Annotated in this window: 13 protein-coding genes and 1 tRNA gene; 8 read left to right on the top strand and 6 right to left on the bottom strand. The window is 63.7% G+C overall.

Annotation, left to right across the window (positions count from 1 at the left end; translation table 11 throughout):
- Window positions 1-99 precede the first annotated feature (99 nt).
- Entirely contained in the window at window positions 100-918 is an 819-nt protein-coding gene (locus EN862_RS02255) for an alpha/beta hydrolase (protein WP_127864253.1), read from the top strand.
- 264 nt (window positions 919-1182) lie between these two features.
- Here EN862_RS02255 and galU read toward each other — a convergent pair whose 3' ends face one another.
- Window positions 1183-2088: a UTP--glucose-1-phosphate uridylyltransferase GalU gene (galU, locus tag EN862_RS02250; protein WP_127864252.1), complete on the bottom strand. Its 906-nt coding sequence runs from the start codon at window positions 2086-2088 to the stop codon at window positions 1183-1185.
- A 236-nt stretch (window positions 2089-2324) separates the two neighbouring features.
- Here galU and EN862_RS02245 point away from each other — a divergent pair, with 236 nt between their 5' ends.
- Both EN862_RS02245 and EN862_RS02240 read left to right on the top strand, forming a co-directional pair.
- A complete protein-coding gene (locus EN862_RS02245) occupies window positions 2325-3545 on the top strand; it encodes a lytic murein transglycosylase (protein WP_127864251.1) in 1221 nt (406 codons plus the stop codon).
- A gap of 114 nt (window positions 3546-3659) precedes the next feature.
- Window positions 3660-4868 carry a DUF459 domain-containing protein gene (locus tag EN862_RS02240; protein ID WP_127864250.1) on the top strand — a complete coding sequence of 403 codons (1209 nt, stop codon included), beginning with the start codon at window positions 3660-3662 and terminating at the stop codon, window positions 4866-4868.
- 154 nt (window positions 4869-5022) lie between these two features.
- On the opposite strand, the gene EN862_RS02235 is transcribed toward EN862_RS02240, so the two are convergent.
- Together EN862_RS02235 and gltB are read right to left on the bottom strand one after the other, a co-directional pair.
- Entirely contained in the window at window positions 5023-6477 is a 1455-nt protein-coding gene (locus EN862_RS02235) for a glutamate synthase subunit beta (protein WP_127864249.1), read from the bottom strand.
- A 191-nt stretch (window positions 6478-6668) separates the two neighbouring features.
- Window positions 6669-11405, bottom strand: a complete 4737-nt coding sequence (gltB, locus tag EN862_RS02230) for a glutamate synthase large subunit (protein WP_127864248.1) — start codon at window positions 11403-11405, stop codon at window positions 6669-6671.
- Between the two features lie 490 nt (window positions 11406-11895).
- Here gltB and EN862_RS02225 point away from each other — a divergent pair, with 490 nt between their 5' ends.
- Complete coding sequence (locus tag EN862_RS02225; protein WP_127864247.1) at window positions 11896-12945, top strand: low specificity L-threonine aldolase; 1050 nt, start codon at window positions 11896-11898, stop codon at window positions 12943-12945.
- Window positions 12946-12959: 14 nt separating this feature from the next.
- Window positions 12960-13853, top strand: a complete 894-nt coding sequence (locus EN862_RS02220) for an MBL fold metallo-hydrolase (RefSeq protein ID WP_127864246.1) — start codon at window positions 12960-12962, stop codon at window positions 13851-13853.
- A gap of 101 nt (window positions 13854-13954) precedes the next feature.
- Here the strand turns inward: EN862_RS02220 and EN862_RS02215 are convergent, their stop codons facing one another.
- Window positions 13955-14422 (bottom strand): Hsp20 family protein, encoded by a 468-nt coding sequence (locus EN862_RS02215; protein WP_095806478.1) that lies wholly within the window; start codon window positions 14420-14422, stop codon window positions 13955-13957.
- Window positions 14423-14935: 513 nt separating this feature from the next.
- On the opposite strand from EN862_RS02215, the gene EN862_RS02210 reads away from it, so the two are divergent.
- Entirely contained in the window at window positions 14936-15892 is a 957-nt protein-coding gene (locus tag EN862_RS02210) for an alpha/beta hydrolase (protein ID WP_127864245.1), read from the top strand.
- 27 nt (window positions 15893-15919) lie between these two features.
- Here EN862_RS02210 and hisN read toward each other — a convergent pair whose 3' ends face one another.
- Together hisN and EN862_RS02200 are read right to left on the bottom strand one after the other, a co-directional pair.
- Entirely contained in the window at window positions 15920-16693 is a 774-nt protein-coding gene (hisN, locus tag EN862_RS02205; RefSeq protein WP_127864244.1) for a histidinol-phosphatase, read from the bottom strand.
- Window positions 16694-17050: 357 nt separating this feature from the next.
- Window positions 17051-18007 (bottom strand): N-formylglutamate amidohydrolase, encoded by a 957-nt coding sequence (locus EN862_RS02200; protein ID WP_127864243.1) that lies wholly within the window; start codon window positions 18005-18007, stop codon window positions 17051-17053.
- Between the two features lie 150 nt (window positions 18008-18157).
- Here EN862_RS02200 and EN862_RS02195 point away from each other — a divergent pair, with 150 nt between their 5' ends.
- Entirely contained in the window at window positions 18158-18520 is a 363-nt protein-coding gene (locus EN862_RS02195; RefSeq protein ID WP_006199474.1) for a response regulator, read from the top strand.
- A 231-nt stretch (window positions 18521-18751) separates the two neighbouring features.
- Window positions 18752-18826, top strand: a tRNA-Val gene (locus EN862_RS02190).
- The last annotated feature ends 98 nt before the right edge of the window (window positions 18827-18924 follow it).

Here is an 18924-nt window from a genome sequence, read left to right as displayed (position 1 = left end):
TAATAGACGACTGGTCATCTTAAGTCGCTGGATCATCGCTGGAACGCCGCGCCAGCGAGCGATGACTCTCATCCGCGGCCAATCGAAAGGAACTGAACAATGCCTACGATCACCACTACAGACGGCGTGAACATCTTCTACAAGGACTGGGGCTCGGGTCAGCCGATCGTCTTCAGCCACGGTTGGCCGCTGACAGCGGACGACTGGGATGCCCAGATGACGTTCTTCCTTCATCACGGGTATCGGGTGATCGCCCACGACCGGCGCGGCCACGGCCGGTCCGACCAGCCCAGCACCGGCAACGACATGGACCACTGGGTTGCCGACCTCGCGGCCCTGACTGAACACCTCAACCTGCGCGACGCGATCCATATCGGGCACTCGACAGGTGGCGGTGAGGTGGCGCGCTATGTCGCTCGCCACCAGGAGCGCGTCGCGAAGGCGGTGCTGGTCGCTTCACTGACGCCGAACATGTACCGGAGCGAGGACAACCCGGCCGGTCAACCGCCGGAGTGGTTCGAAGCGATCCGGGCAGGCGTGCTGGCCAACCGGGCGGAGTTCTACCGTTTCGTTCCTGAGAATCCGTTCTACGGCTACAACCTAGATGGGGCCAAGCCTTCGGAGGCAATCATTGCGAACTGGTGGCGCCAAGGCATGGCCGGCGGTGCCCTCGCTCACTACGCGACTGTCGACTCCTGGCTCGAAGACTATACCGAAGACCTCAAGAAGATCACCGTGCCGGTGCTGGTGATGCACGGCGAGGCCGATCAAGTCGTCCCGTTCGCAAGTTCAGTGCCGCGTGCGGTCAACCTGCTGAAGAACGGGTCGCTGAAGACTTATCCCGGCTATCCCCACGGCATGCTCACCACGCATGCGGATGTCCTCAACCCCGACCTGCTCTCGTTCATCAGGTCTTGACGACATCTCTCGTCCATCATCGTCTATGGTAAACATTTCGGGTTGTGAATTGAGGAGGGTTTGGGTTTCGGCGTCGTGACGAAGGAACGAACAAGAAGCTCAAACCCTCCTCGAAAATTCGTCGGCCAAGGCCCTATCGAAGCAGCGGCCCTCGCGTCATTGCGAAGCCTTGAGTCCACTCCGTCGTCGGCCTCGCGCCCTGCTCCCTGCCGGCCCCAAGGGGCGCTCGGGGCTACGGTGGTATGCGGAATTTGCCCACACCACCTAGGAAGCGACCTCGCGGCGCTCGACCGGCCGCACTTCATCCAGCAGCGTGCGGATGACGCCGGCCATGCTTGCGTTCATGTCGCTGCGCCACAGCGCGAAGGCGACATTGGCCTCGACGAAACCTTCCGGCGAGCCGCAGTCGAAGGTGCGTCCCTTATAATGGTAGCCATAGAAGGGCTGCTTCTTCTCCAGCTTCAGCATCGCGTCGGTCAGCTGGATCTCGTTGCCGGCGCCGCGTTCCTGGCTCTCCAGGATGCCGAAGATTTCCGGCTGCAGGATATAGCGGCCGTTGATGTAAAGATTGGAGGGTGCTGTGCCCTGTTTCGGCTTCTCCACCATGCCAGTGATGCGAAAGCCGTGATGGGTGTCCTCGCCGCGGCCGACAATGCCGTATTTATGCGCCTCGGCCGGGTCGCATTCCTGCACCGCGATAATGTTGTTGCCGGTCTCGGCATAGAGCTCGACCATGTCCTTCATGCAGCTCTTTTCCGACTGCATGATCATGTCCGGCAGAAGCAGCGCGAAGGGCTCGTCGCCGACCAGCTCGCGGGCGCACCAGACGGCGTGGCCGAGACCCATCGGCACCTGCTGGCGCGTGAAGCTCGTCTGACCCGGCGCCGGCTGCAGCCGCTGCAGGCGGGCGAGCTGGTCGTCCTTGCCGCGCTGGGCGAGCGTGTCATAGAGCTCGAACTGGACGTCGAAATGGTCCTCGATGACCGCCTTGTTGCGCCCTGTCACGAAGATGAAATGCTCGATGCCGGCCTCGCGCGCCTCGTCGACCACATACTGGATGACCGGCCGGTCGACGACGGTCAGCATTTCCTTCGGAATGGCCTTGGTGGCCGGGAGGAACCGCGTGCCGAGGCCGGCGACCGGGAAAACTGCCTTGCGAACGCGCTTCATGCTGACACCCCTGCTTTTCGCCAATTATCCGCTCGGCGGCACGCTCCGCAATCCCCCCAAACATTTTCACGCCGGAATCATTTTCACGCCGGAATGGTGGGCTACCGAACGGCCAGGTTGAATGTGAGCTAAAAGCCGCGACACCTCTTTTCGTTCCCGGCGGCACCTATGGTAAACTAAATACTAACCCGGTTCGGCGTTGAATGATCCTTCCTGATTTGACGAAGGAGGAAATGATGTCCGTTCGCAACACCGCGAGGCGCCTGACGGCACTGGCGACCGCAGCCGGCCTGACATTGGCCCTGCTGGTGCCCGCCGGACCCGCTTTCGCCGATGCCGGGTTCCGCCAGTGGGTTGCCGGCTTCCGCGCCACCGCGATGGCAGGCGGCGTTTCGGGCGCTGTCTACGATCAGGCCATGAGAGGTATCGAGCCCGATCCGGTCGTGCTGGAAAAGGCCCGCACCCAGCCGGAATTCACCGCCCCCGCCTGGGATTATTTCGACAATCGCGTGCATGACCAGTCGGTGGCCAACGGCCGCGCCATGGCGAAGAAATGGAAGCCTTGGCTCGATCGCATCGAGGCGCGGTTCGGTGTCGACCGCAACATCCTTTTGGCCATCTGGTCGATGGAATCGAACTATGGCGAGATCCTCAAGCGCGACGACATCATGCGCAATGTCATCCGTTCGCTTTCCACCCTCGCCTATGGCGACGCGAAGCGCTCGAAATATGCCCGCACGCAGCTGATCGCGGCGCTGAAGATCCTGCAGACCGGCGACATCGACGAGAGCCATCTGATGGGCTCCTGGGCCGGCGCGATGGGCCAGACCCAGTTCATCCCGACCAGCTATCAGCGCTATGCCGTCGACATGGACGGCAACGGCAGGCGCGATATCTGGAACTCGATCCCAGATGCGCTGGCGACCTCCGCCAATCTGCTCATGAAGAATGGCTGGCAGGCAGGCAAGACCTGGGGCTACGAGGTGACCATTCCGGACGGCAAGCTGCCCGGCGGCGCAAAGACAATCGCCCAGTGGCAGGCTCTGGGGGTCGTCAGGGCCAGCGGTAAGCCGTTCAAGAACCTGACCGACAAGGCGACACTGAAAGTGCCGGACGGCCGGGGCGGCCCCGCCTTCCTGATGATCCGGAATTTCTCGGTCATCAAGGCCTACAACAATGCCGACAAATACGCCTTGGCCGTCGGCCTGCTCGCCGACGAGATCGCCGGCGGCACCGGCCTGGTGCAGGACTGGCAACGCCCCTTCACCAAGCTCAGCTTCGAGGAGCGGCAGGAGCTGCAGAAGCGGCTTTCCGAGCACGGCTATTATGAGGGCAAATTCGACGGCAAGATCGGCGACAGCTCGAGGGCCGCCATCATGGCCTATCAGGCCAAGGTTGGCTTGACGCAGGATGGCTATCCGAGCCTTGAAGTGCTCAAATGGCTCCGCAAGCAGTAGAACTCGCGGAATCGCCAGGCATCCTTTCAAAGACGGCAAGGATGCTGTAGCGCTTCGGCTTGCGCATGACTTTCCCGCGTCTGCCTGGTCATGCGCCAAGGGATGGAGAGTTGTTTGGTGTCGGTTGCGCGTATCAGGCAGAGCATTCGCCGGGCGCCCGTCCTGATTCTTGCCCTTGCCGTGCTTGTCGTCACCGCCGCCGGCGCTTTCCACGCCCCTGCGTTCGCGCAGGAGGAAAGCCGTGGCTGGTCGCTGCGCGACCTTCTGTTTCCGCGCCGCAGCGAACGCATCGAACCGCCCATCGAAGTGCAGCCAAGGTCGAAACCCAAGAAGAAGCCCAAGCCGCGCCCGCCGACGGAGCCCGAGACGCCGATCGTCGAGAAGACGAACGACGCCCGCGTCGTGCTGGTGGTCGGCGATTTTCTGGCGGGCGGGCTGGCGGAGGGCTTGGACACGGCCTTTGCCGACAATCCCGCCGTCAGGATCGTCGCCCGCTCCAACGGTTCCTCCGGTTTCGTTCGCGACGACGTCTACAATTGGCCAGCCCAGATAAAATCGCTGATCGAAACCGAGAAACCGGCGGCTGTGATCATCATGCTGGGTTCCAACGACCGGCAGCAGATGAAGGTCGGCGACGTGCGCGAGCAGCCGCGCTCGGAGAACTGGACCAAGGAATATGAGCGCCGCACCGATGCGCTAGGCAAGGCCCTTCAGGAGACCAAGGTGCCGTTCCTGTGGGTCGGCATGCCGGCTTTCGGTGTGTCGAAGATGAACTCCGACATGCTCGCCTTCAACGACATCTATCACTCGGCCGCCCAAAGCCATGGCGGCGAGTTCGTCGATGTCTGGGACGGCTTCGTTGACGAGAACGGCGCGTTCGTCACCACAGGCCCGGACATCAACGGCCAGCCGGTGCGCCTGCGCTCCGACGACGGCATCAACGTCACCAAGGCCGGCAAGCGCAAGCTCGCTTTCTACACGGAAAAGCCGTTGGCAAAGATCCTCGGCCTGGCGGCGCCGGGAAGCATCACCACCGTGTCGGCGCCGGCCGGCGCTCCGGTCGAGGCGCCGAAGCCCGCCGCCGCGCCCATCATCGTCGACCGCACCGCGCCGATGCTGCTCGGCGACCCGGCGCTCGACGGAGGCACCGAACTGCTGGGTGCCGCGCAGCCGGCCAAGGCCGATCCGAATCTGCCCGGCGAAAAGCTGATCCTGGAAGGCAAGGCTCCCGCCGCCTCGCCCGGGCGCGCCGACGATTTTTCCTGGCCGCCGAAGCCGACCGCCGCCTCTCAGCCCGATACGACGACGGGCATCAATCAGTAGCTCATCGGCTCGGAGACCGTTTCAGAAATTCGCTCCTGTGAGTCAGATGGTGGTGTTTTCGAGAACCGGAGCGGAGCGTACGTTGTCGTACGTGAGCACCGGAAGCGCAGAAAACGCCATCAGCTGGCCGCAGGAGTAGAATTTCTAAACGGTCTCAGCGCGGCAGTACCGTCGACCCCATCAATGCCTCATCGATCGAGCGCGCCGCCTGGCGGCCTTCGCGGATCGCCCAGACCACCAGCGACTGGCCGCGGCGCACGTCGCCCGCGGCATAGAGCTTGTCGACGCTGGTCCTGTAGTCGCGATCGTTGGCCTCGACATTCCGAGAGCGGCGGCTGTCGGTGACGACCTTGATCTTGCCGTCCAGCTCCTTCATCAGGCTGTCGCCCGCCGGGCCGGCAAAGCCGATGGCGATGAAGGCGAGGTCGGCGCGGATGACGAATTCGCTGCCGGCGATCGGCTTGCGCTTCTCGTCCACCTCGCAGCAGCGCACGCCGGTCAGCTGGCCGTCCTCGCCGATGAATTCGAGCGTCGCCACCTGGAATTCGCGCTCGGCGCCCTCGGCCTGCGAGGAGGACGTGCGCATCTTGGTCGCCCAATAGGGCCATACGGAGAGCTTGTCTTCCTTCTCGGGCGGCTGCGGACGGATGTCGAGCTGCGTCACGCGCACCGCGCCCTGGCGGAAGGCGGTGCCGATACAATCGGACGCGGTGTCGCCGCCGCCGACCACCACGACATGCTGGCCGCCGGCGATGATCGGATGCGAGGGCCAGGCCACCGACTGGATCGGCTCGCCGCCGACGCGGCGGTTCTGCTGCACCAGATAAGGCATCGCGTCGTAGACGCCGCTGAGATCGGCCCCCGGAATGCCGGCCGGACGCGGCGTTTCCGAGCCGCCGCAATAGAGCACGGCGTCGAATTCATCGATGAGCTCGGCCGCCTTCATGTCGACGCCGACATTGACGCCGCAATGGAAGGTCACGCCCTCACCCTGCATCTGCTCGATGCGCCGGTCGATATAGTGCTTCTCGATCTTGAAGTCGGGGATGCCGTAGCGCATGAGGCCGCCGGGGCGGCTCTCGCGCTCATAGACATGCACGTCATGGCCGGCGCGGCCAAGCTGCTGGGCGGCCGCCATGCCGGACGGTCCGGAGCCGATGACGGCAACCCGCTTGCCGGTCTTCTTCTCCGGCGGATAGGGTCGGATATGGCCGGTTTCATAGGCCTTGTCGGCGATCGCCTGCTCGACCGTCTTGATGGCGACCGGAATGTCCTCGAGGTTCAGCGTGCAGGCTTCCTCGCAGGGCGCCGGGCAGATCCGGCCGGTGAATTCCGGGAAATTGTTGGTCGAATGCAGGTTGCGGATCGCGCTGTCCCAGTCGCCATTGTAGACGAGGTCGTTCCAGTCCGGGATCTGGTTGTGGATCGGGCAGCCGGTCGGCCCATGGCAGAACGGAATGCCGCAATCCATGCAGCGCGCGGCCTGTTTCTCGACCTCCTTGTCCGACATCGGCAGCGTGAATTCGCGGAAATGCCTGATGCGGTCCGAGGCAGGCTGGTACTTGTGCACCTGCCGGTCGATCTCGAGAAAGCCTGTTACCTTGCCCATAGTCCAGTCCCTGCTGTCCGAAGGCACGCCTTTGTCGCGCACCCGTTAACCCCATAAGGCCGCCATGGCAACCGCACCTTGTTGGAGCATGGCCTTCGCCGAGTTCCCACTTTTCGGGATCATGCTCTCGGGGTCAGGATTGTTGGTGAGGATGCCGGCCGGAAAGTCATCTTTCCGGCCATGCCCGATGCTTATTCCGCAGCCACGCTCATGCGCATGCGTTCCATCTCGATCAAGGCGCGGCGATATTCCACCGGCATGATCTTGCGGAATTTCGGCCGGAAGTTCTGCCAGTCGTCCAAGATCTCGCGGCCGCGCACCGAGCCGGTGTAATGCACGTGGTTCGAGATCAGCTGGTAGAGCCGTTCCTCGTCATGGCTGGTCATGTCGCCCGACACGTCGACGCGGCCCTTGTGGTCGAGGTCGCCGCCGTGATGGAGCAGCTTCTCCATCAAATCGTCCTCTTCCGGAACCGGCTCGAGCTCGACCATCGCCATGTTGCAGCGCTCGGCGAAATCGCCCTTCTCGTCCAGCACATAGGCGACGCCGCCCGACATGCCGGCCGCGAAGTTGCGCCCGGTCTTGCCGAGCACGACCACGATGCCGCCGGTCATGTATTCGCAGCCATGGTCGCCGACGCCCTCGACGACAGCCGCCACGCCCGAATTGCGCACGGCGAAGCGCTCGCCGGCGACACCCGCGAAGTAAGCCTCGCCCTCGGTGGCGCCATAGAGCACCGTGTTGCCGACGATGATCGAGTCGGCAGCCACGATCTTGGCTTCTTCCGGCGGGCGGATGACGATGCGGCCGCCCGACAGGCCCTTGCCGACATAGTCGTTGCCGGCGCCGACCAGCTCGAACGACACGCCGCGCGCGAGAAACGCGCCGAAGGACTGGCCGGCCGTGCCGGTCAGCTTCACCTGGATGGTGTCCTCCCGCAGGCCCTTGTGCTTGAAGCGTTTGGCCACCTCGCCCGACAGCATCGCGCCGGCAGAGCGGTCGACGTTGCGGATCGGCAGCTCGATGGTGACGGGCTGCTTGGCGTCGAGCGCCGGCTTGGCCAGCTCGATCAGCTTGCGGTCGAGCACGTCGTCGATCGGATGCTTCTGCCGCTCGGTCCAGTGCAGCGCCTCATGCGGCGCGTCGGGCTTGAAGAACATCTTCGAGAAGTCGAGCCCGCGCGCCTTCCAGTGCTGGATCACGTCGCGCTTTTCCAGGAGGTCGCTGTCGCCGATGATCTGGTCGAGATGGGTGAAGCCCATTTCGGCAAGCAACGCCCGCACCTCTTCCGCCACATAGAAGAAGAAGTTGATGACGTGCTCCGGCGTGCCCTTGAAGCGCTTGCGCAGCACCGGATCCTGCGTCGCCACGCCCACCGGGCAGGTGTTCAGATGGCACTTGCGCATCATGATGCAGCCGGCCGCGATCAGCGGCGCGGTCGAGAAGCCGAACTCGTCGGCGCCGAGCAGCGCGCCGATGATGACGTCGCGCCCGGTGCGCAACCCGCCATCGACCTGCAACGCGACGCGGGAGCGCAGGCCGTTGAGCACCAGCGTCTGGTGCGTCTCGGCCAGGCCCATTTCCCACGGGCTGCCGGCATGCTTGAGCGAGGTCAGCGGCGAAGCGCCGGTGCCGCCGTCATAGCCGGAGATGGTGATGTGGTCGGCGCGCGCCTTGGCGACGCCCGCCGCGACCGTGCCGACGCCGACTTCCGACACCAGCTTGACCGAGACATCGGCCGCCGGATTGACGTTCTTCAGGTCGTAGATCAGCTGCGCCAGATCCTCGATCGAGTAGATGTCGTGATGCGGCGGCGGCGAGATCAGGCCGACGCCGGGCGTCGAGTGCCTGACCTTGGCGATGGTGGCGTCGACCTTGTGGCCGGGCAGCTGGCCGCCCTCGCCGGGCTTGGCGCCCTGGGCCACCTTGATCTGCATGACGTCGGAATTGACCAGATATTCCGCCGTGACGCCGAAGCGCCCCGAAGCGACCTGCTTGATCGCCGAGCGTTCCGGGTTCTTGCCGCCGCCGGGCAGCGGCAGATAACGGTCGGCCTCTTCGCCACCCTCGCCGGTGTTCGACTTGCCGCCGATCTGGTTCATGGCGCGCGCCAGCGTGGTGTGCGCTTCCCTGGAGATCGAGCCGAACGACATCGCCCCGGTCGAGAAGCGCTTGACGATCTCGGCCGCCGGCATGACGTCCTCGAGCGCGACCTTCTTGCGGCCGGTTTCTTCGGCCAGCTTGATCTTGAACAGGCCGCGGATGGTTTGTGCCCGCGCGGTCGCGCTGTCGATCTGAGCCGAATAGGCCTTGAACGTGTCCCAGGAGCCCTGCCGCACGGCATGCTGCAAGGTAGCGACCGCATCCGGCGACCACATATGCGCCTCGCCGCGCATGCGGAACATGTATTCGCCGCCAACCTCGAGGCTGTTGCGCAGCACCGGATCGCTGCCGAAGGCGTCCGAGTGGCGGCTGAGCGTCTCGGTGGCGATCTCGTCCAGGCCGACGCCCTCGATCAGCGTCGCCGTGCCGGTGAAATACTTCTCGACGAAATCGGACTTCAGCCCGATGGCGTCGAAGATCTGCGCGCCGCAATAGGACTGGTAGGTCGAGATGCCCATCTTGGACATCACCTTGAGGATGCCCTTGCCGATCGACTTGATATAGCGCGAGACCACCTCGTATTCGTCGACCTCGGCCGGCAGCTCGCCGCGCTTGTGCATGTCGAGCAGCGTGTCGAAGGCAAGATAAGGATTGATCGCCTCGGCGCCATACCCAGCGAGGCAGCAGAAATGATGCACTTCGCGCGGCTCGCCGGATTCGACGACGAGGCCGACCGACGTGCGCAACCCCTTGCGGATCAGGTGATGGTGCACCGCCGCCGTGGCCAGAAGGGCTGGAATGGCGATGCGGTCGGGCCCGACCTGACGGTCGGACAGGATGATGATGTTGTAGCCACCAGCGACCGCCGCCTCGGCCCGCTCGCAGAGCCGGTCGATGGCGCCCTGCATGCCGGCAGCGCCCTCGTTCGAGCCGTATGTGATGTCGATCGTCTTGGTATCGAAACGGTCCTCGGTGTGGCCGATCGAGCGGATCTTTTCCAGATCGCCATTGGTCAGGATCGGCTGGCGCACTTCGAGCCGCTTGCGCCGCGACGTGCCGACCAGGTCGAAGATGTTCGGCCGCGGCCCGATGAAGGACACCAGGCTCATCACCAGCTCCTCGCGGATCGGGTCGATCGGCGGGTTGGTGACCTGGGCGAAGTTCTGCTTGAAATAGGTATAGAGCAGCTTCGACTTGTCCGACATCGCCGAGATCGGCGTGTCGGTGCCCATCGAGCCGACGGCTTCCTGGCCCGTGGTCGCCATCGGCGCCATCAGGAGCTTGGTGTCCTCCTGCGTGTAGCCGAAGGACTGCTGGCGATCGAGCAGGCTGACATCCTTGCGCAGCGCGCGCGGCTCTACCGGCTTGAGGTCTTCCAGGATCAGCTGCGTGTTGGCGAGCCAGGTCTTGTAGGGATGCCTGGTCGCGATCTCCGACTTGATCTCCTCGTCGGAAACGATGCGGCCCTTGGCAAGATCGATCAGCAGCATGCGGCCGGGCTGCAGCCGCCACTTCTGCACGATCTTCTCCTCCGGCACCGGCAGCGCGCCGGCTTCCGACGCCATGATCACGCGGTCGTCGTCGGTGACGATATAGCGCGCCGGGCGCAGGCCGTTGCGGTCGAGCGTGGCGCCGATCTGGCGGCCGTCGGTGAACACCACCGCCGCCGGTCCGTCCCACGGCTCCATCAGCGCCGCATGGTACTCGTAGAAAGCCTTGCGGTCGGCGTCCATGAGCTTGTTGCCGGCCCAGGCTTCCGGGATCAGCATCATCATGGCGTGGGTGAGCGAATAGCCGCCCTGGAACAGGAACTCGAGCGCGTTGTCGAAGCACGCCGTGTCCGACTGGCCCTCATAGGAGATGGGCCACAGCTTCGAGATGTTGTTGCCGAACAGCTCGGAATCGACCGAGGCCTGGCGTGCCGCCATCCAGTTGTTGTTGCCGCGCACGGTGTTGATCTCGCCGTTGTGCGCGACCATGCGGTAGGGATGCGCCAGCTTCCACGACGGGAAAGTGTTGGTCGAGAAGCGCTGGTGAACGAGGATCAGCGCCGTTTCGAAGCGCGGATCCTTGAGGTCCTTGTAGTAGGCGCCGACCTGGTAGGCGAGGAACATGCCCTTGTAGACAAGGGTGCGCGCCGAGAGCGACACGCAATAGGCGCCGATGTCCTTGTTGTCGTTCTCGGCGTAGATGCGGCCAGAGATCACCTTGCGCAGCAGATAAAGCCGCGCCTCATATTCCTCGTCATCCGGAATGTCGGCCGTGCGGCCGATGAACACCTGCCGGTGGAAAGGCTCGGAAGCCACGATATCGGGCGCCTTGGACAGCGACGAATTGTCGACCGGCACGTCGCGGAAGCCGATGAGCGGCAGCCCTTCCGACTGCGCCGATTCGGCGATGATCTCTTCGATATGCGCGCGAAGCGCCGCGTCCTGCGGCATGAACCAGTGGCCGACGCCGTACTGGCCGGCCGGCGGCAGCTCGACGCCCTTGGCGGCCATTTCCTCGCGGAAGAAGGCGTCCGGGATCTGCACCAGCACGCCTGCGCCGTCGCCGACCAGCGGGTCGGCGCCGACGGCGCCGCGATGGGTGAGGTTTTCCAGCATCGCCAGACCGTCCTCGACGATCCGGTGCGACTTCACGCCCTTCATGTTGGCGATGAAGCCGACGCCGCAGGCGTCATGCTCGTTGCGCGGATCATAGAGGCCCTGGGCGGCAGGGCCGTTGGTGATTCGGCCGGCTTTGGTCAGGACGGTATTTTTAACGGCTGCCGCTTTCGTCTGCGCGGCCTGGCCGTAGATCGCAGATGGCGTCAGTTCCGTCATCGTCCTATCCTCCGTTCTCCACCTTGGCCCTGACTGTCTGAGGGCGCTGGTTTGCCTTGGGAAGCACAAGGCTTCCCCTTCGTCCTGCTGCACGTCTCGCGAAATCTACCGAACCATACGGCTATACGCCCGGTTCGCATCCGGTATCGTACAGGCTAGAGCCGGGCCGTCTACCCGCCGCTCGCGACAATGGCCGGAATGGCAGCAATGATACGCCAGTCCAGCCTGTTTTGTGCGACAAAATAAGACAGCACTACTGTCCTAAATTTTTTATGGCAGAAATCAGGGACCTACACAAGACCGATTCACAAAAAACTTGGGCGCGCCGCGACACAAAATTTCGTGACGAACGCTGCAAACGCAAGCTTTGGTCCGGCTCTTTTGAGGTGATGCGCTGGCTTCACCGCTTTGCCGGCGATTGGCCCTTGCGCTTCTTCCGCCGAAGCGGTCAAGTCCCGCCGCTTTTGGCAACCACAATACGGACCTCTCGATGTTCTTTGCATCCGACAACTGGGCGGGCGTGCATCCCGACATTTCGGCCAATCTCTCCCGCCACGCCGCCGGCACGGCCACCGCCTATGGCGACGGCGATCTGGACCGCGCCGTCTATCGCCGCTTCAACGAGATCTTCGAGCGCGAGGTTCAGGTCTTCTTCGTCGCGACCGGCACCGCGGCTAATGCGCTTTCGATGGCCGGGCTGAACCGCATCGGCGGCATCGCGCTTTGCCACTCCGAAGCGCATATGAATGTCGACGAGTTCGGCGCGATGGGTTCCTACACCGGCGGCGCGCGCACGGCGCCGGTGTCCGGACCGCTGGGGCGCATGAACCCGGAGGCGCTCGACCGCGCCATCAGGCGCTATTCGCAGGACCTTGCTCCCGCCGGCCAGCCGATGGCGGTCACCCTCACCCAGGCGACCGAGGTCGGCACGGTCTACAGCGTCGACGACGTCAAGGCGATCGCTGAGGTCAGCCGCCGCCACAAGCTGCCGCTCCACATGGACGGCGCGCGCTTTGCCAATGCGATCGCGGCGACCGGTGTCAGCCCGGCCGAGATGACCTGGAAGAGCGGCGTCGACCTCATCTCCTTCGGCGCCACCAAGAACGGCTGCTGGATGGCCGACGCGGTGGTGATCCTCAATCCGGATGTCGGCAAGGAATTGCGCCTGTTGCGCCAGCGCGCCGGGCAGACTTTTTCCAAGGCGCGCTTCATCTCGGCCCAGTTCGAAGCCTATTTCAACGACGATCTGTGGCTGCGGATGGCAGGCCACGCCAATCAGATGGCCGCGCACCTGGCCGAGACCGTCGAGGATGCGCCGGCAGGCAGGCTCGCCTGGCTGCCGCAGGCCAATGAGGTGTTCGCGATCCTCAACCGCGAGACAGCCGAGAAGCTGCGGACGGCAGGCGCCAAATTCTACGAATGGGGCGTGCCTTCGGGGTTCGACGGGCACCTCGGCGACAATGAAGCGATCTACCGCTTCGTCGCCAGCTTCGCGACCGCGACCGAGGAGATCGAACGCCTCGGTAAGCTACTGGCTTGAGTTGAGGTGAGCCGATGACCAGGCCGCCTCTCGGCTCGACCATGCGGCTGGTTCGTCCGGCGCCGAACGTGCTGGGCTTCTACGACGGCCGCGTCGACGGGGTTCGTATCCGGTCGGACGAGCCGAATTGGCTCGACGACGGCGCCTACACGCTCGGCATCTGCACCTATGCGATCGTCGATGGATCGCAGGCGCTTGTCTATGACACGCATATCTCGCTCGCCCATGCCCGCTTCATCCGGCGCACGCTTGAAGAGATGGGTGTGACGTCGATACGCGTCGTGCTCAGCCACTGGCATGACGACCATATCGCCGGCAACGAAGTGTTCCAGGACTGCGAGATCATCGCCAATAGCCTCACCGCATCGGCGCTTGAACGCGGCCGCGCCGAGATCGAGGGCGGCAATCCGCCGATCAAGCCGCTCGTGCTGCCCAACAGGATATTCGACAACAGCCTGAGCCTGCGGGTCGGAACGATCGCGATCGAACTGCGCCAGGTGGAAATCCACAGCCATGACGGCACGGTGCTGCTGATGCCCGATGCCGGCTTGCTGCTGGCCGGCGACACGCTGGAGGATTCCATCACCTATGTCTCTGAGCCAGAGCGTCTGGAGGAGCACTTGATCGACCTCGAGCGCATGTCCGGTTGGGGATTCGATCGGATCCTGCCCAATCATGGTTCCTTCGAGACAATCAAGGCCGGTGGCTATGACAGAAGCTTCATCACGGCGACGGAAGCCTATGTGCGAAAGCTGCTTGCCTGCCGGCAAGACCCCGATTTGGCGAAACAGGATCTGAAGACCTTCGGCGCCGACATGTTTTCAACGACGGCGGTTGAATATTTTGCGCCTTATGAACCCGTGCACCGACAGAACGTGGAGGCCGTTGTCGCGGCAAAGCGCCGGTAATGTGCCAGAACGGTCGTTGCCGGTTGGCACAACGAAAAGCGGCGCCTCTCGGCGCCGCTTCCGTCTCGGGGGGAGACGTTGTCTGTGATGGAGCCCGCGGATTACGCGGCGGCCTTGGCTTCGATCTGCTTGGCCTTGTCCGAGGACGAGGTGATCGCGATCTTGCGCGGCTTCAGCTCCTCGGGAATGTTGCGCTTGAGGTCGACGAAGAGCAGGCCGTTCTTCAGCGTGGCGCCTTCCACTTCGACGTGGTCGGCGAGCTGGAAGCGGCGCTCGAAGGCGCGCGAGGCAATGCCGCGATAGAGCAGCTCGGAACCCTCGCCATTGCCCTCTTCCTTGCGCTCGCCCTTGACGGTCAGCACGTTGCGGTGAGCTTCGATCGAAATCTCGTCTTCCGAGAAGCCGGCAACGGCCATCGAGATGCGATAGGCGTTCTCGCCGGTGCGCTCGATGTTATAGGGCGGGTAGGTCTGCGCGGTCTCGGGCTGGCCGAGCGAATCGAGCATGGTGAACAGCCGGTCGAAGCCGACGGTCGAACGATAAAGCGGGGAAAAATCAACGTGACGCATGAGGTGTTCTCCTGTTGAGCAACATGGTTTGCGTATGACCTGGTGCGAAACCCTCGAAAGGCGTTCCGGATAGGCCAGCGGCCCCGACATCGGCGGCCGCAAACTTCATTTGGGAAGCGGAGAAAGCCATTTCAAGGCTTTTTGATCGACGCAAAACCGCCATGTTGATGAACGGCGGATGAACTCAGGCTTCGGCATCCGTTCACCCGGGCTTTGTTAGGTTTCGGTCAAGTCAGGCAATTCGGGAAAAGCGCGAGGCGCTTTGCGCAGAATTGCGTCAAGACAAAGAGACAAGCGGCGCCTTGATCCCGGCACCGCGACGAGGCCGAACCGGGTGCAACGTCCCTTCCTCCCGGATCGACAGAGGCCGGAAGTGCGCCGCAGGCACTTCCGGCCTTCCCTTTGCGAGTTGCCGCGTAACGCCTCGCGACGCCTTTGCTTTTGCCGCCCGGCCGTCTATCACCATGCCAACGCCTCGCCCGTCCGGGCAAAGAACAGGCAACGACGCGCCGAATGACGGATCTTTTCCATCTGACCGAGGACAATCCCGCGCCGCAGAACGCGGCGGGCGGCTTCTTCACCACGCGTGACGGCAAGAAGATCCGCTACGGCGTCTTCGCAGCGGTCGCCCGCCCGCTGCTGGGCACGGTGGTTCTGCTGACCGGACGCAACGAGTGCATCGAGAAATATTTCGAGACCATCCGCGACCTCGCCGATCGCGGCTTCGGCGTCGCGATCCTCGACTGGCGGGGCCAGGGCGATTCCAGCCGTCTGCTGCGCGACCGTCAGCGCGGCCATGTCCGCAGCTTCCGCGACTATACGCGCGACTTGGAGCAATTTTTCGAAGAGATCGTGCTGCCCGACTGCCGCGGCCCCTATTACATCCTCGCCCACTCGACCGGGGCGGTGATTGCGCTGCTTGCCTCGCCGTCCATGGTCAATCGGGTGCGGCGCATGGTGCTGCTGGCGCCTTTTCTGGAGGTGCCGGACATGCCGGTCTCGATAGCCACGGTGCGGCGCGTCTGCGCGATCTTCTGCGCGCTTGGCCTCGGCTGGCTCTACGCGGCGATCGGTCCGCGACCGAAAGTGCCGCCGCCTTTCGAGGTGAACAAGGTGACCTCGGACCCGGCGCGTTACCGCCGCAATGTCGGAATCTATGAAGCCTGGCCGCAGCTCGCGCTCGGCGGTCCGACCATCCGCTGGCTGAAGGCCGCGGCCGCCGCCGCGCAAGCCGTCAGCGATCCGGATTTCATGGCAAGGGTCCGGGTGCCGACGCTGATCGTGGCCGCCGGCGCCGACCGGGTGGTCTCGACCAAGGCCGTGGAGGCCTATGCCAGGAAACTGCGCGTCGGCTCGCTGTTGATGATCGACGGCGCTGAGCACGAACTCCTGCAGGAGAAGGACATCTATCGCGAGCAGCTGCTCGCCGCCTTCGATGCCTTCATTCCGGGCACCGGCGACGCTCCCTGATCGCGATCGCAACCAGGCCGCGGCGGATCAACCGCGCAGCGCCGCCATTGCCGCGGCGTGCAGCTCCGGTGTCGCCGCGGCCAATATATCGCCGCCCTTCTCCGCCGGGCCGCCTTCGAAAGTGGTGACGACGCCGCCGGCCTTCTCGATGATCGGGATCAGCGCGACGATGTCGTAGGGCTTCAAGCCCGGATCGGCGACGATGTCGACACAGCCCGCGGCCACCATGGCGAAGGCGTAGCAGTCGGTTCCGTAGCGGGCGAGCTGGACCTTCGTCTCGAACTGGTCGTAGCGCTTGCGCGCTTCGCCCTTGAACAGGGCGGGCGTGGTCGTGAACAGCGTCGCTTGCGAGAGCTCGGTCGTCTTGCGGGTCGAGAGCCTGCGCGGCCCGCCCGGTCCTTCGTAGTGCGAGCCGGAGGCGTTGGCATAGAACAGCTCGCCGGTGAAGGGTTGCGACATCATGCCGGCGACCGCGTCGCCGTCGGCGGTCAACCCGACCAGCGTTCCCCAGACCGGAAGGCCGGAAATGAAGGCGCGGGTGCCGTCGATCGGGTCGATCACCCAGACATGCCGGTTGGTGATGTTCTGGCTGCCATGCTCTTCGCCGAGGATGCCGTGCTCGGGATATTCGGCGGAGATCAGCGCCCGGATCGCACGCTCGGCTTCGCGATCGGCCTCCGTGACCGGGTCGAAGCTTCCCGCCTCCTTGTTGGCGACCGCCCCCTGGCTGCGGAAGCGCGGCAAGGTTTCCGCGGCGGCGGCATGCGCTATGCGCCGCATGAAATCGGTGCTGATATCCAATTCACTCTCCCCGTCGCGGCCTTTGCCAGCCGCTCTTTCTCGGTAGAACAGGCGCGCTGACGATGGTCAGGCGCCCGTTTTCTGTTGCCCTAATGTCACATCTGAACCGTCGAAGCGGAATTTCCACATCATATTGAATTAAAAAATCCTGCTGTCGATTGACATTTGTGCGCCGCACAATAATTTTGTCATCGGACAGGTTTTCCTGTCCATGCCCTCCTTGGGCGTTTCCTCCCTAGACTTCGACCGTGTCGTGAAAACGATGCGGTCTTTTTTTCGGGCAATTCCCGAAAAAGCGTGAAGCGTTTTCCGTCTGGAATTGCGTTTATTAAGAACTCAGGCGCGCCGACCGCGCCGTCATTCCGCCGCGAGCGGCAAATCGACGAAATGATAGTCGGGCATCGACATCAGGTCGGCCGAGAAGCGGGTCAGGTCGCAGGCCAGGGCGTCGAAACCGGCCGATTTCTGGAATGTCCGCTCATCCATGTAAAGCCCGCGATTGACCTCGATCTGCAGCGCATGCAGATGCCGCGCCGGTCGGCCGTAATGCTCGGTGATGAACCCGCCGGCATAGGGCTTGTTGTGCGCGACCGTATACCCCATGCCGACAAGCAGGCTGATCGCCATCTCGGTGAGCGCCGGCGAGGCCGAGATGCCGAACCGGTCGCCGATGATGAAGTCGGGCCGCGCGCCATTGTCGCCGACGCGGATCGAGGCCGGCATCGAGTGGCAGTCGATCAGCACGGCATAGCCGAACCTGGCATGCGTCCTGGTCAGGAGCCGCTTCAGCGTCTCGTGATAAGGTTTGTATACCGCCTCGATGCGTCCCACTGCCTCGGCCAAAGGCAGCCGGCCGGGATAGATATCCAGCCCTTCGCCGACCAGCTTGGGCACCGTGCCCAACCCGCCGGCGACGCGCGCCGAGCGGATGTTGCAGAAGGACGGCACCGGCTCCGCGAACATGCGCGGATCGAGCTCCCAGGGCTCGCGGTTGACGTCGAGATAGGCACGCGGAAAGTTCGCCGCCAGCAACGGCGCGCCGAGCGGCACGGCGCCGCCGAAGAGTTCCTCGACATAGCAGTCCTCCGACCGGCGGATGGCGTTGCGGTCGAGCCGCGCCATGGCCAGGAACCGCTCCGGATAATGGCGGCCGCTATGCGGTGAGTTGAACAGGAAGGGGACGCGCTGCTCGGCGCCCGATCGGATTTCGAAGGGTGGAACGACCGAAAAATCCTCGGCTGCCGTCTTCAATTTGTGCGAACCAGGAAACAGCACTGCATCATGACGTAAAACTTGCCACCTTGCGTGCGGCATGTCCAGCATTTCAGGCAGCAAAACGGTGCTGCGAACCGCATCTTGGATGCCCTTCATTCACTTGATGTTTACCGGCTCCACCTCATATACAGGATGGTTAACGGCCTTGCCCGGCGGCAGGCTTGGGGCGGGTGATTCGGACGGGATATGATGGCACGCATTCTGCTGGCGGAAGACGATGATGATATGCGCCGCTTCCTCGTCAAGGCGCTGGAACGCGCCGGCTACCAGGTAAGCGATTTCGACAATGGCGCCAGCGCCTATGAGCGGCTGCGCGAAGAACCCTTTTCGCTGCTCTTGACCGATATCGTCATGCCGGAAATGGACGGCATCGAGCTCGCCCGCCGCGCCACCGAGATCGATCCCGACCTCAAGGTGATGTTCATCACCGGCTTCGCCGCTGTCGCGCTCAATCCTGATTCGAAGGCGCCCAAGGACGCCAAGGTGCTGTCGAAGCCCTTCCACCTGCGCGATCTCGTCAACGAGGTCGAGAAGATGCTGCAGGCGGCCTAAAGCATGTCTCCCGAAAGTGGTAACCGGTTTCGGGACGAAGACATGCGCAAAATCAAAAAAGCTAAAGCGCATGGAGCGAATCTGAAAGATCGCGACGCGCTTTAGCCGCCTCCGGCCCGTATCGGGCCGTGCATCGGCAGGCACTTCGCCGATGCGACAAACGGAAGCCGTCTTTCCACATTCCCGCTATTGACGTGCCGGATCAAAAGTGGTGTATGCGCGGCGTCGGATGGGCGTGTAGCTCAGCGGGAGAGCACTGCATTGACATTGCAGGGGTCACAAGTTCAATCCTTGTCACGCCCACCATCCTTCCTTCGATCTATCTGAGAAAATCAGGCTCAAGCCTCACTTGAAAGCGCTTCAGTTCGCTGCCGATCACACTCCGGTCACAGCAAACGCTTCGT

Source organism: Mesorhizobium sp. M2E.F.Ca.ET.219.01.1.1 (assembly GCF_004016445.2).
Taxonomy (GTDB): Bacteria; Pseudomonadota; Alphaproteobacteria; order Rhizobiales; family Rhizobiaceae; genus Mesorhizobium.
This window is presented reverse-complemented; position numbering and strand designations above follow the sequence as displayed.

Excerpts from the sequence above, each read along its gene's own strand:
- galU (WP_127864252.1), bottom strand. The coding sequence starts at position 2,088 with ATGAAGCGCGTTCGCAAGGCAGTTTTCCCGGTCGCCGGCCTCGGCACG.
- EN862_RS02200 (WP_127864243.1), bottom strand. The coding sequence starts at position 18,007 with ATGCCGCACGCAAGGTGGCAAGTTTTACGTCATGATGCAGTGCTGTTT.
- EN862_RS02210 (WP_127864245.1), top strand. The coding sequence starts at position 14,936 with ATGACGGATCTTTTCCATCTGACCGAGGACAATCCCGCGCCGCAGAAC.
- EN862_RS02220 (WP_127864246.1), top strand. The coding sequence starts at position 12,960 with ATGACCAGGCCGCCTCTCGGCTCGACCATGCGGCTGGTTCGTCCGGCG.
- EN862_RS02215 (WP_095806478.1), bottom strand. The coding sequence starts at position 14,422 with ATGCGTCACGTTGATTTTTCCCCGCTTTATCGTTCGACCGTCGGCTTC.
- EN862_RS02235 (WP_127864249.1), bottom strand. The coding sequence starts at position 6,477 with ATGGGCAAGGTAACAGGCTTTCTCGAGATCGACCGGCAGGTGCACAAG.
- gltB (WP_127864248.1), bottom strand. The coding sequence starts at position 11,405 with ATGACGGAACTGACGCCATCTGCGATCTACGGCCAGGCCGCGCAGACG.
- EN862_RS02195 (WP_006199474.1), top strand. The coding sequence starts at position 18,158 with ATGGCACGCATTCTGCTGGCGGAAGACGATGATGATATGCGCCGCTTC.
- EN862_RS02225 (WP_127864247.1), top strand. The coding sequence starts at position 11,896 with ATGTTCTTTGCATCCGACAACTGGGCGGGCGTGCATCCCGACATTTCG.
- EN862_RS02245 (WP_127864251.1), top strand. The coding sequence starts at position 2,325 with ATGTCCGTTCGCAACACCGCGAGGCGCCTGACGGCACTGGCGACCGCA.
- EN862_RS02255 (WP_127864253.1), top strand. The coding sequence starts at position 100 with ATGCCTACGATCACCACTACAGACGGCGTGAACATCTTCTACAAGGAC.